The organism is Halorubrum orientale (genome assembly GCF_059623105.1).
Window position 1 is genome coordinate 68351 of the sequence record NZ_JBSPSR010000009.1, and the last position, 12486, is coordinate 80836.

General features: G+C 66.3%; 14 protein-coding genes. 13 read left to right on the forward strand and 1 reads right to left on the reverse strand.

The features are described 5' to 3' along the window. Positions 1–55: 55 nt before the first annotated feature. From ACWUI7_RS11705 to ACWUI7_RS11765, 13 genes are all read left to right on the forward strand, one after another. On the forward strand, positions 56–1006 hold the full coding sequence (locus tag ACWUI7_RS11705) for a rhomboid family intramembrane serine protease (RefSeq protein ID WP_496642397.1): 951 nt from the start codon (positions 56–58) through the stop codon (positions 1004–1006). A 10-nt stretch (positions 1007–1016) separates the two neighbouring features. Next, positions 1017–1865 (forward strand): endonuclease V, encoded by an 849-nt coding sequence (locus ACWUI7_RS11710; protein WP_496642398.1) that lies wholly within the window; start codon positions 1017–1019, stop codon positions 1863–1865. Between the two features lie 83 nt (positions 1866–1948). Further along, positions 1949–2965 carry an aldo/keto reductase gene (locus ACWUI7_RS11715; RefSeq protein ID WP_496642399.1) on the forward strand — a complete coding sequence of 339 codons (1017 nt, stop codon included), beginning with the start codon at positions 1949–1951 and terminating at the stop codon, positions 2963–2965. A 64-nt stretch (positions 2966–3029) separates the two neighbouring features. Further along, positions 3030–3467, forward strand: a complete 438-nt coding sequence (locus ACWUI7_RS11720; RefSeq protein WP_496642400.1) for a hypothetical protein — start codon at positions 3030–3032, stop codon at positions 3465–3467. Positions 3468–3510: 43 nt separating this feature from the next. Then, positions 3511–4551 carry a zinc-dependent alcohol dehydrogenase family protein gene (locus tag ACWUI7_RS11725; RefSeq protein WP_496642401.1) on the forward strand — a complete coding sequence of 347 codons (1041 nt, stop codon included), beginning with the start codon at positions 3511–3513 and terminating at the stop codon, positions 4549–4551. A 78-nt stretch (positions 4552–4629) separates the two neighbouring features. Beyond that, positions 4630–4902 (forward strand): DUF7385 family protein, encoded by a 273-nt coding sequence (locus ACWUI7_RS11730; protein WP_496642402.1) that lies wholly within the window; start codon positions 4630–4632, stop codon positions 4900–4902. Between the two features lie 153 nt (positions 4903–5055). Further along, complete coding sequence (locus ACWUI7_RS11735; protein ID WP_496642403.1) at positions 5056–5769, forward strand: cob(I)yrinic acid a,c-diamide adenosyltransferase; 714 nt, start codon at positions 5056–5058, stop codon at positions 5767–5769. After that, entirely contained in the window at positions 5769–6122 is a 354-nt protein-coding gene (locus ACWUI7_RS11740) for a DUF8152 family protein (protein WP_496642404.1), read from the forward strand. Before ACWUI7_RS11735 ends, ACWUI7_RS11740 begins: the two co-directional genes overlap by 1 nt. Before the next feature lie 8 nt (positions 6123–6130). Continuing rightward, positions 6131–7795: a cobyric acid synthase gene (locus ACWUI7_RS11745; protein ID WP_496642447.1), complete on the forward strand. Its 1665-nt coding sequence runs from the start codon at positions 6131–6133 to the stop codon at positions 7793–7795. 32 nt (positions 7796–7827) lie between these two features. Continuing rightward, the gene (locus ACWUI7_RS11750; RefSeq protein ID WP_496642405.1) at positions 7828–8487 is read left to right on the forward strand and encodes a metal-dependent transcriptional regulator; all 660 of its coding nucleotides are present in this window, start codon (positions 7828–7830) and stop codon (positions 8485–8487) included. Positions 8488–8549: 62 nt separating this feature from the next. Then, a complete protein-coding gene (locus ACWUI7_RS11755; RefSeq protein WP_496642406.1) occupies positions 8550–9242 on the forward strand; it encodes a LysE family translocator in 693 nt (230 codons plus the stop codon). A gap of 95 nt (positions 9243–9337) precedes the next feature. Continuing rightward, positions 9338–10390: an NAD(P)-dependent glycerol-1-phosphate dehydrogenase gene (locus ACWUI7_RS11760; RefSeq protein WP_496642407.1), complete on the forward strand. Its 1053-nt coding sequence runs from the start codon at positions 9338–9340 to the stop codon at positions 10388–10390. A gap of 45 nt (positions 10391–10435) precedes the next feature. Further along, the gene (locus ACWUI7_RS11765) at positions 10436–11071 is read left to right on the forward strand and encodes a DUF420 domain-containing protein (RefSeq protein WP_496642408.1); all 636 of its coding nucleotides are present in this window, start codon (positions 10436–10438) and stop codon (positions 11069–11071) included. A 53-nt stretch (positions 11072–11124) separates the two neighbouring features. On the opposite strand, the gene ACWUI7_RS11770 is transcribed toward ACWUI7_RS11765, so the two are convergent. Further along, entirely contained in the window at positions 11125–12429 is a 1305-nt protein-coding gene (locus ACWUI7_RS11770) for a M28 family peptidase (RefSeq protein WP_496642409.1), read from the reverse strand. Positions 12430–12486 lie beyond the last annotated feature (57 nt).

The window sequence follows — 12486 nt, forward strand, 5'->3', positions numbered from 1 at the left end:
GGGTCGCAACGCCGAGAGCCAAACCGCTTTACCGGCGCCGGCGTAAGTATGCGTAATGGCGACGTGCGACGAGTGCGGGGCGTACGAGAACCTCCCATACCAGTGTCGACGGTGCGGGCAGACGTTCTGTGCGGACCACCGCCTGCCGGAAAACCACGACTGCCCGGGACTCGCCGAGTGGAACGACCCGGGCGCGGTGTTCGACAGCGGCTTCGACGACGGTGTTCAGGCCGAATCCGGCACCGATAGTGGGGTTGTCGGCCGGCTCAAACGCCGCGTCGCCCGCGAGCGGGGGACCGGTGGGATTCTAGGGTACTTCCGTGGGAACGCGACGTACGTGTTGCTCGCGGCAATGTGGCTCACCTTCGTCGCGCAGTGGGTCGCACTGCTCGTCGGCGGAGCGGAGCTCCACAGCATGTTGTTCGTGCTCCGCTCTGACGCACTTGGGAACGTCTGGACGTGGGTGACGTCGGTCTTCTCACACTCGCCGACGGGACTGTTCCATATCGTCGGTAACAGCATCGTGCTGTTCTTTTTCGGGCCGCTCGTCGAGCGCGCAGTGGGCTCGAAGCGGTTCGTCGGATTCTTCCTTGCGGCGGGCATTCTCGCCGGGCTCGGACACGTGGTGTTCGTGCTCGCGACCGGTGGGGTCGTCGGCGTGCTCGGCGCGAGTGGTGCGACGTTCGCGCTCTTGGGCGTGTTGACGATCTGGCGGCCGAACCTGGAGGTGCTGTTGTTTTTCGTCGTCCCGATGAAACTCAAGTACCTCACCTGGGGGATCGCGATCATCTCGGCGCTGCTCGTGGTGCAGTCGGGTGCGGGTGGCGTCGGCGGCATCGCCCATGTCGCTCACCTGATCGGCTTCGCGATCGGTCTCGCGTACGGCACGCGAAACGAGGACCTCGCGCGCCGAGCGGGCGGTCCCGGTGGCATCCAGATGGGTGGCGGACGCGTTCGCGGTCCCGGCGGTCCGCGGGGTCCGGGCGGACCAGGGGGGCGGCTCTGAGTTCAGCGCGATGACGCTCGCCCGTCCGTCGTTTCGACCGGACCCGAAGCTCTCGCGTGACGAGATGTTTGCGCTCCAGCGTGAACTGGCAGCGGCTGCGACGTTCGACGACGACCACGACCTCGCGCCTGTATCGGTCGCCGTCAACGAGGCCACCTCCCTCACGAGCGGGCTCCCCGAACCGGAACCGGATGCCGGCGACACGGACGATCCGGTCGTCGTCGGTGTCGACCAAGCGTTCTGCACCGACCGCGATGACGGGCCTGATGCCGCGGTCTCTGCTGCTGTCGCGTTGCGCGGCGGGCGCGTGATCGAGTATGCGAGCGCGGTGACGCCGCTTTCGATCCCATATGTGCCCGGGCTGCTCTCGTTTCGCGAGGGAGTGCCGATCCTCGCCGCACTCGAGTCGCTCGCCGTCTCACCCGACTTCCTCGTCTGTGATGGCTCTGGACGGATCCACTACCGCCAAGCCGGACTCGCGACGCACGTCGGTGTGACCGTCGGCTGTCCGGCAATTGGCGTCGCGAAACGACTGTTGTGTGGCTCTCCCGAAGAGTCGGTCGACGAACAACCCGCCGGCTGGCGAACGCCGATACGTGCGGATGACTCGGTAGAGCCGGTGAGCGAGGCCGACGTCAACCGCGCGGAGCCGCCGGTGATCGGGTACGCCTACCAGTCGCGTCAGTATCCCAACAGCCGTCGGGTGAACCCGTTGTACGTGAGTCCCGGCCATCGCGTCTCGGCGGCTACCGCTGTCGACCTCGTAGCGGCCCTCTGTGCCGGATACAAGCTACCCGAACCGACCCGGCTCGCCGATGCTCACGCCGATCGAGTGAAGAATCAACACAACAACCGCTGAGCACCAGCATCCCGAGAGCCGCCGCCGTGGCGTCGGGGGCCGCAACGCGGACGTTTTTGTTCGATGCCGCAGAACCGGGTTGTATGGACTACCGACAGCTCGGGGCGACCGGGACGCGCGTTTCGGAGCTTTGTTTCGGCACGTGGCGGTTCGGCCGGCGCACCGGCGGCGTCCTCGAAACCGACGAGGCGGCCGCACACGAGCTTCTCGACGCGTTCGCCGCGGGTGGTGGCACGTTCATCGACACCGCAAACATCTACGGCGAGCCGAACGGGACGAGTGAAGAGTACATCGGTAACTGGCTTGAGACACGCAACCGCGACCGGTACGTCCTCGCCTCGAAGGTGTACTTCGAGTTTGACGACGCGAATCCCAACGGCTCGGGGCTCTCACGAACGCACATTCACAATCAGATCGAGGGAACACTTGACAGACTCGGGACCGACTATCTCGACCTCTACTACATCCACCGCTGGGACGAGCACACACCGATAGAAGAGACCCTTTCCGCGCTCAACGGGCTCGTCGAGGACGGACGCATAAACTATCTCGGCGCGTCGACGATGGCGGCCTGGCAGCTCACAAAGGCGCTCTGGACATCGGACGTCAACGACCACGCGCGCTTCGACGTGACTCAGCCGCTGTTTCACGCCGGCTACTACGAGGACGTTGAGCCGTACTTGGACGTTGCCGCCGATCAAGACCTCGCGGTGTGTCCGTACTCGCCGCTCGCCGGCGGCTTCCTCACCGGGAAGTACACCAGAGCTGACCCGGACGACCCGAAGTCGGTGCGCGCACCCGACGGCTCCCGCGGAAGTTTCGACGAGCGGTTCGAACGATTCTACCTCTCCGAGCGGGGCTGGAAGGTGCTCGAGACGGTGCGGGAGGTTGCCGACGAGGTTGACGCGACCCCAGCACAGGTGGCACTCCGGTGGCTGATGGACCAGGAGGCGTTCACCTGCGTCCCGATTGTGGGCGCGCGGACTGTCGACCAACTGGAGGAAAACCTCGGTGCGGCCGCGGTGTCGATGAGTGAGGCCCAACACGACCGGATCACCGACGCGCGCTACCGCGAGGACGGCCGGCGTTGGGGCCACTGACCCGGCCGGTCATCGATCCAACCACTTACCAGGCTCGCGACCGTGTATACGATACTCCGAACTGATGGACCAAACAGACCCTTCACCGCCACGATCCGATGACCCGGACGACCGTGTTCCGGGTTCGTGTCAGGCGTGTGCGGCCGCGATGCGGTCTCCCGCGCGGCGTGAGTTGTCCTTCCTGCTTTTGGACCACCTAACCGTTCCGCTCATCGGCTGTGCGGACCACGTTGACCAATTCGCGTCAGTGTGTGGGTACACGACGGCGGATTCCACGACAGTGATCGATCATCGGCCCGCAGGTGGCGTGAGCTGTCCTAGCTGTCGGCTCGTGCCGTACAGCCCAGATCAGCTCGTCGTGCCGGTCGAGTCAGGGGCGGTCGGCGTGCTTGCCTGTCCGGCGCATCGAAACGAGCTGGTCGAACGGTTCCACGCTGGTCTCGAGACCCGTCGGCAGCTCAGCATCGACCCGACGGAATCCACTGGCCACGCCGGCCGCTAGGACACTCCGTCACGCCTATGCGTCGACTCACCGTACGATCGATATGCGCGCAGCCGTGTTCCACGAACCAGGCGATATTCGGGTCGAAGAGGTCGAGAAACCGGAGCTTCAGGCGCCAACGGACGCGCTTATCCGAGTCACGCACACAGCGATCTGTGGGTCTGACCTCTGGTTTTACAACGGTGACAGCGATCGAGAAGCGGGCTCGCGGGTCGGTCACGAGCCGATGGGAATCGTCGAGGCCGTCGGCGACGACGTGCGCCGGGTTCGACCCGGCGACCGGGTCTTCGCACCGTTCGTAGTCAGCTGTGGACACTGTGAGTTCTGTCGGCGAGGACTTCACACCTCCTGTGTGAATGGCGACTCGTGGAGCGGTGCCAACGGCGGGGCACAAGGAGAGTACGTTCGGGCACCTCACGCCGACGGCACGCTCGTTCGGGTTCCCGACCGCTACGCCGACGACGAAGACGTACTTGAGTCGGTGTTGCCGCTCACGGACGTGATGGGAACCGGTCACCATGCGGCTGTCAGTGCCGGTGTCGAACCCGGGAGCACCTGCGTGGTCGTGGGCGACGGCGCGGTCGGGCTCTGTGGCGTCCTCGCTGCCAGCCGGCTGGGAGCTCGCCGGATACTTGCTGTCGGCCATCATCAAGACCGACTCGATATCGCGAGTGACTTCGGGGCCACCGAAACGGTGCTCGGCAGTGAGACCGACGCAGTCGAGCAGGTGCTGTCGATGACGAACGGCGGTGTCGACCACGTGTTAGAGTGTGTTGGCGCGGCGTCGTCGATGGAGACCGCCGTGGACGTCTGTCGGCCTGGCGGGACGGTCGGGTACGTCGGCGTCCCTCATGGCGTCGACGAGGCCGGACTCGCGCTGACGGACTTTTTCCGCAACAACATCACGCTCCGGGGCGGTGTCGCACCGGTGCGAGCGTACGCCGACACACTGCTCGAAGACGTCCTCGGTGGGACGCTTGATCCCGCACCGATATTTACCAAAACGGTCGACCTCGATGGCGTTCCCGAGGGGTACCAGGCGATGGCCGACCGCGAGGCGCTGAAGGTGATAGTCAAACCGTGAGCGGCCACGCGCAAGCTGATGGGCGGAGCTGTAGGGCGCGCGGATCGGATTTATATTCGCGGCCGCAAATCGTGATCTATGAGCGACGAGAACGCGGCTGGAGCGATGTCGGCCGAGGAGTTCCGGTCGCTGACCGATGGGCTGGTTCGCCAGGGGTCCGGTGGCGGGACGACAGTGTACAAGAATGCGGCAGGCGTCGGCTGTCCAAACCCCAAGTGTGATCTCGGCGTGTTTCAGACGCTGTTCGTCAGCGACCACGGCTGGCAGCGGATCGGTGCGACCCGTGAGGGGATCGAGTTGTGCATCTGTAACACCGAAGACCGCCGACTCGTCTTCATTCACGACGAGTGACCGCGACGACCGGGCCGGCCCAGTCGATCCGCATCGGTCAGACCGACCATCGGCGGATCGTCACCGGAGAGCCGGCTGGCAGAAGACCGGCCAGCGGAGACCCGGCCTGCAGGGGACCGCACCGATAAGGCCGTCCGCCGCGAACGCCGTCGCATGACGAACGACACCGACCAGCCGGCCGACGGCGACGACATCAGCGCACAGACGAAGCGCAACACCCCAGGACGCGGCATCTCCCCGGCAGCGAGTCCGATCGAGGCGAGCGCACCCGAGGAGTTCGGTCTCGTCCAAGCGTGGTGGGGTGACGGCAAGGGAAAGACGACGGCAGCACTCGGGATGGGCGCCCGCGCGGTCGGCCACGGGTACCGGGTCCACATGCTTCAGTTCATGAAAGGCGGGGCAGACTCCGTCGAGGCGGTTCGCGGCGAGTACAACGCGATTCGTGCACTCCCGGGCTTCTCGTACGAAAACACCGGTCACTACGGCTGGCATGGACTCGCGGACGGTTCCGCAGATGACGACCACGAGCGCGATGCGCGCGCCGGACTCAAGCGAGCTCGTGAACTCGTCGACGCCGCTGCGGAGACAGCCCTCGAATCGCCGATTCCACTGGATGCCGATCCGGAGGCGGGGATGCACATGCTGATCCTCGATGAGGTGCTTTATGCCGCCGACCGCGAGCTCGTCATGCCGGCGGAGGTCTGTGACCTGATCGACCGCGCGCCCGAGCAGCTCGAACTCGTGCTCACCGGGAGTCACACCCGACCGGCGTATCTCGAGGGGGTCGCAGACCTGATCACCAACGTCCGCAAGGAGGCCCATCCCATGGACGCCGGACAGCGCGCCCGCAAGGGGACGGAGTACTGATGACTGGAGACGACGTCGACGCGGTCGACGACGCCGCTGACGATCCGTCGACGCGGGCCGCAGCCGCCGAGGCACTCGCGTCACACCTCGTCGAGACGGAGACGCGGCCGGTCGACCGGGAAGCAGGGTGGCGACTTGGTGAGGCACAAGCGCTCGCAGAGGCCATTGCACCGAAAGAGACTGATGCGTCTGTCGTCCGCGAAACCGCCGGCGAGATCGAGACGTTACTCGCCGCGATCGACGAGACGGGCGACGAGACGGCCGACCGCCACGTCGACGCCGCGGTCTCACTCGCCGCGAGGCTCGCCGCGGGGGCGTGGGACACGGACGATACCGTGGACGAACCGTCGTGAAAGACGACATGCCCGATGGATCGGCCACACCAGGGCGAACCCTGCTCGTCGCAGGCACTGCCTCGCACGTCGGAAAGTCGACAGTCGCCACCGGGCTCTGTCGACACCTCGCGGACGCCGGGGTGGCCGTCGCCCCGTACAAGGCACAGAACATGTCAAACAACGCCCGGGCGGTCTCGACTGCACCGGGTGCCGACGTCGACGTCGACACCGCGTTCGGCGAGGTGGGGATCTCCCAGTACGTCCAGGCGCGAGCGGCTCGGGTGACGCCACAGACCGATCACAATCCGGTGTTGCTAAAGCCCCGGGGCAAAGGGGAGAGCCAGCTCATCGTGAACGGTCAAGCTCTCACCCACGCGTCTGCGGCCGACTACTACGGCGGACGATGGGAGACGGCTCGCGCGGCCGCGGCCGCGGCCCACGAGCGACTCACCGCCGCCGCCGACGTGGTGGTTGCCGAAGGGGCCGGGTCGATAGCCGAGATCAACCTCCACGATCGAGACTTGGCGAACGTCGAGACGGCACGGGCGTTCGACCGGGCGACGGACGCAGCGACGGACGGGACTCACGTCGACGTGCTGCTGGTCGCAGACATCGAGCGTGGAGGTGTTTTCGCGTCGATCGTGGGGACGCTCGAGCTCCTGCCGGCCGACGTCCGTGACCGAGTGGCCGGAGTGATCATCACCAAGTTCCGTGGGGATCGATCCCTGCTAACCCCGGGTATCGAGGCCGTCGAAGAACGAACTAGCGTTCCCGTACTCGGCGTGCTCCCATATGACGACCCGGGGCTTCCAGAAGAGGACAGCGTCACACTTCCCGCCGCCGGCGAGCGAGTCGTCCGCGGTGACGAACACGAGGCCGACGGGGTGGTGACCGTCGCCGTTCCCCGGCTACCGCGCATCTCGAACGCGACGGACGTCGAACCGCTCGCGGCCGAACCGGGGGTTCGAGTCGCGTACGTGCCGCTTGACGACCCACTCGACGATGCCGACGCGGTCGTGCTTCCGGGCACGAAGAACACCGTAGACGACCTTCGCGCCTGCCGTGCGGCCGGCCTCGACGAGGCGCTTCGTCGATTCGACGGCCCGATCGTCGGCCTCTGTGGGGGGTACCAGCTCCTCGGTGAACGAATCACGGGCGCCGACGTCGAGAGCGCGGCCTCGGACGCGCCACGGGTGGTCAACGGGTTCGGCCTGCTCCCCGTCGAGACGGCCTTCTCGACTGAAAAGCGGGTCGCGGCTACGGAGCTTCAGGTCGACCCCGGAGAAACCGACGTCGTCACCGGGGGAGCGGCGAGCAGTGGGGGAGCGATCCCCGTGACCGGCTACGAGATCCACATGGGAGAGACGAGTCGATGTGCCGACACTAACCCGGTCTCGACGCCCGTGTGTGACCCTGATGCCGACCGAGAGGGTGTCGCGCTCGGCGCGGCAACGCCGGGCGTGTTCGGGACGTACCTTCACGGACTGTTCGAGAACGACAAGTTTCGTCGTGGCTTCGTCGCGCGCGTTCGCCAGCAAGCCGGAATGTCGCTGACGGGGCACGAAAGCGACGGGTCACGGACACGTCCCCGCGATCCGATCGATCGTGCGGCCCAGCTTGTGTGCAATCACGTCGACCTCGAGGCGCTCGGATTGCCGCCTGGAACTCCCGACCCGACCGCCGGTCGGTAGGTATTTGCCTCGCCTCCGACTACGGCCGACGAATGCTGAGTGACGTGATGGAGGACTACCTGAAGGCCGTCTACGTGCTTCAGGCAGAGGAAGGGCCTCCCGTTTCGACGTCCACCATCGCGGAGTACCTCGACAAGAGCTCGCCGTCGGTGACAGACATGATCGGGAAGCTGGCGGACCAGGGGCTCCTCGACCGCGAGCCGTACCAGGGTGTCGAGCTCACGACCGAGGGCGAGGCGGTCGCACTCGAGGTCGTCCGTCATCACCGGCTGATCGAGGCGTTTCTCGCCGACCAGCTGGATTACGACTGGAGTGACGTTCACGACGAGGCCGACGCGTTAGAACACCACATCTCCGAGGAGTTCGAACGGCGCGTCGCCGACGCCCTCGACGACCCCGAGGTGGACCCACACGGCGATCCGATCCCCGGTGCCGACCTCAAGCCAATCCCGGAGTCTGGCGGACGGCGGCTCGCTGACCACCCGGCGGGTGACCGACTCGTCGTGACGCGCGTCTCCGACCGAGATGAGGCCGAACTCGACTACCTTGCCAACGCCGGCATCACCCCGGGGACGACGGTCGAGGTCGTCGACGTCGCCCCATTCGGCATGGTCACGGTGCAGACGCCATCAGGCGAGCAAAGTCTCCCTGCCGCCGTGGCACGCTCGATTCGCGTCGAGGACGCGCCCTGACAGCCCACCGACGACCCTGCCGGCCACGGGATTTTTTACACCGCCACCCGTCTTTGCGCATCGTGAATACGGTCGGGACCCTCGTCGTCGGGGTGGTGTTCGGGTTAGCGCTCGCGGCACCGCCGGGACCGATGAACGCGGTTATCGCCGAGGAGGCGGTGTTACGTGGGTGGGCCGCGGGCACCAGGGCGGGCCTCGGCGCAGCGACTGCCGACGCGATCTTCTTCGTGCTCGCATACTTCGGTGTCGTATCCGTGGTGCAGTCGATCCCTCGGCTTCAGACGGCCATGGTCGCCGTCGGCGGCTGTCTGATGTGTTACTTCGCGGTCGGCGCGGCTCGCGGCGCGCGCGCCTCCTTTCGGCCGACGTCGGACGACGAGCCGCGGATCGCTGAGGGACAGGGGTTTCAGAAGGCGCTCGCGCTTGCGCTCACGAACCCCTTCCAAGTGCTATTCTGGCTCACCGTTGGCGTCGGCATGTTGCGTCCGGGCGAGCTGGACGTCCTCGCGCGGCTCCCTGTTGTCGGCGCGGACCTCGCCGGGACGCTCGTCGTAGCTACCGGCTCTCCGGCCCTGCTCGGCGGGTTCTTCGTCGGCGTGCTCTCGTGGATCACGCTGTTTCCGGCGGGACTCGCCGCTGCAGAGCGGCGCATTGAGACGGTTGCGCCCGTGGTCGCCGTCGGCTCCGCGCTGGTGCTCGCCGGGTTCGGGCTCTTTTTTCTCGTTGACGCCACGACGACGGTCCTCTCGTGGTGAGCAACGGTGACGCGGTCGTGGTCCCCGAGAAGGGCCGGAGGATGGTTCCGGTAGCGAGGAACAACGGCTTTCACTGCCCGGTGTGAGGTGCCGGTATGTTCGAGAAGTCGACGTGGATCAAGCTCCCACGCACCGTGCTCGTCGGCCACGACGTCGTCGACGACCTCGGTACCGCAGTCGGCGAGCTCTACTTGAGCGGTCGCCCGCTCATCGTGACGAGTCCAACCCCGGAGTCGATCGCCGGCGACCGCGTCCGCGCGCAGTTCGACGACCCCGAAACCGCGGTCGTCGAGGCTGCGTCCTTCGACGCTGTCGAGTCGCTCAAAGAGACCGCAGAGGCGGTCGATCCGGGGTACCTGATCGCGCTCGGCGGCGGCAAGCCGATCGACATCGCGAAGATGGCCGCCGACCACCTCGGTGTCGGCTTCGTCTCCGTCCCGACGGTGGCCTCTCACGACGGGATCGTCTCGGGTCGGTCGTCGATCCCCGAGGGTGACACTCGCCACTCGGTGGCCGCTGACCCGCCGTTGGCGGTCGTCGCAGACACGAGCCTGCTCGCGGAGGCGCCGTGGCGACTCACCACGGCTGGCTGTGCGGACATCATCTCGAATTACACCGCGGTGAAAGACTGGCAGCTCGCACACCGGCTGCGAAACGTCGAGTACAGCGAGTACGCCGGAGCCCTCTCGGAGATGACCGCGGAGCTGCTCGTCGAGAACGCCGACCTGATTCGCCCGGGAGTCGAGGAATCCTCGTGGGTGGTGGTGAAGGCGCTCGTTTCCTCGGGCGTCGCGATGTCGATCGCGGGCTCATCACGACCCGCCTCGGGCGCAGAACACCTGATCTCACACCAGCTCGACAGGATCGCTCCCGGGAAGGCGCTGCACGGTCACCAAGTTGGCGTCGCCGCGATCGTGACTGAGTACCTCCACAGCGGCGAGCACGGCGAGTGGGCCGCGATCCGTGATGCGCTCGCTGAACTCGGCGCTCCAACAACCGCAGGCGACCTCGGTATCGCCGACGACGAGCTCATTGCCGCGCTCACCACCGCCCACGAGATCCGCGATCGATACACGATCCTGCAGGGGGGGATCAACGAAGCAGCCGCGGTCGAGGTCGCGACGGCGACCGGCGTGATCGAGCGGTGAGGCCGGCCTCGAAAGGACGATAACGGTCCCGTCCGTACCGAAGGTATGTCCACCGTCACCGTCCGTGATCGGGCCAAGAGACGGACCCGCGAGATCACCGTGTTGCTCACTGTCGTCGGGTATGGGGCCGTCCTCGGAGCGTTCCTCGTCCCCGAGTTCCAGGCACTATTCCCGGAGTTGACGCGGGGACAGGTCGACCTGCTCGCACACGCGATTGCCGTCGTGAACACGATCACGATCGGGACGCTCTCGCTCGGGTGGTACTGGATCCGCACCGACCAGGTGAAAAAACACGCCGCGGCGATGGTTTCCTCGTTCGCGCTGATCCTGGTCTTTCTCGGGATGTATATCCCGAAGGTGGCCGGCGGTGGCACGAAGTACTTCGTCGGTCCCGACCCGGCGTATTACGCGTACCTGATCATGCTCGCGATCCACATCGCGCTTTCTATCCTCTCGGTGCCGGTCGTACTCTACGCAATCGTCCTCGGGCTCACCCACACCGAACACGAGTTGCGAACACAGACGCCCCACCGGACGGTCGGCCGGATCGCCGCGAGCGCGTGGCTGCTCTCACTGGTCCTCGGCGTCGTCGCGTACGTCCTGTTGAACCACGTCTACGACTCGACGTTCCGCGCCGCCGAAACGGCCGCAGTGATGCTGCCGGCGCTGCCGGGGGTCTGAGCGTCCGGTCGCCTGAGTGTCTGCGTGTCTCCCGTCGGCGCTTGAGCTGAGACTCAGTACGGCCAGTCGCCGATGATTCGCATCCCCTCGGCGAGGTCCTCGGCTTCGAGCTGTGCGGCTATTGACGTCGGATCGCGGTGTGGAACCGTCGTCGAGTCGTCAGCCAGCTCCACAACCAGCTCGGTCAGCAGTATCGACTGTTCACGGATGGTGCGCGGCTCGAGTTTATCGAGCGTATCGGCGAACGTGTGCCCCCAGCCGCGTCCCTCGTCGCCCGTCTCGCTCATCACGTGAATCCCCGGCACCCCCCACTGGACGTACGGCCAGTGGTCGCTGTGTGGTCCAAGCTGGGGGACCGTCGTGATCGGGTGATCAAACCGCTGGGCGACCGTCATCGTAGCCGTCTCCAGTGTATCAAACCCGTGTGTGTACAGTCGAAGCGTACGGCCCCGTCCGACCCCGTCGTTGTTCACGATCGCCTTGATAGTCTCGTGATCCCGGGTCTCAGCGTCGTGACCGGATCCCACGAGGCCGACCTCTTCGGCGCCGTACACCAGACAGTGGACACGGGTGTCGAGGTCGTCTTCGCGGGCGGCAAGCGCTCGTGCGACTTCGGCGACGACGGCGGTCCCAGCGCCGTTGTCGCCGGCGCCCTCGGCGATGTCGTGGGCGTCGACGTGGCTCGTGAGGAGCACGGCTTCGTCGGTGTCGGGACCGATATCGGCGTGCACGTTCTGGCTCGTCGCGTCGTGAATCGTCGCGTCGACACGGACCGTCACTGGCTCGCCGTCGAACCGTCGCCCGAGTCTAGCGCCGACCTCCTTCGAGACGCCCACAGCCGGAATCTCGCCGATCGGTGACGCCTCGGTACCGACACTACCAGTCGGGGGGAGACACCCCTCGACGTGATTACGGAAGACAAATCCGGCCGCGCCGGCCTCGACAGCGTAGTAGTACTTCTCGCGGCGATGGATGAATCGATCGTAGTGGTCGGGAACGTTTGAAGCGACCATCACGATGGTCCCCTCGAGGTCGACGTCCTCGAAGTCCATCGGGAGGCCGTAGCCGAGATCGACTAACTCGCCCGTCGCGGCCGCCGACGGACTGCGCGGAAGGGCGATGCTGTCTTGAGTTGTCTCTCCCGCCTCGACCGCCGACGACCCCCGCGTCCACCCTTGGACGTCGAAGGACTCGAGTTGGGCGTCGCGGGCGCCGACTGCAGCGAGTGCCTCGCGCGTCGCCTCGGCCGCCCGACGCTCGCCGTCGCTTCCAGTCATGCGGTTTCTGATGTCGACGAGCGTCTCCAAGTGCTCCCAGCCAACGTCACTCATGAAGGTGTCACCGATCCACGTGCTCATGGATCGTATCGAGCGTTCGCGCGTGAGTTGAGCGTTTGGGAAGCGGCCAGGCAGTGG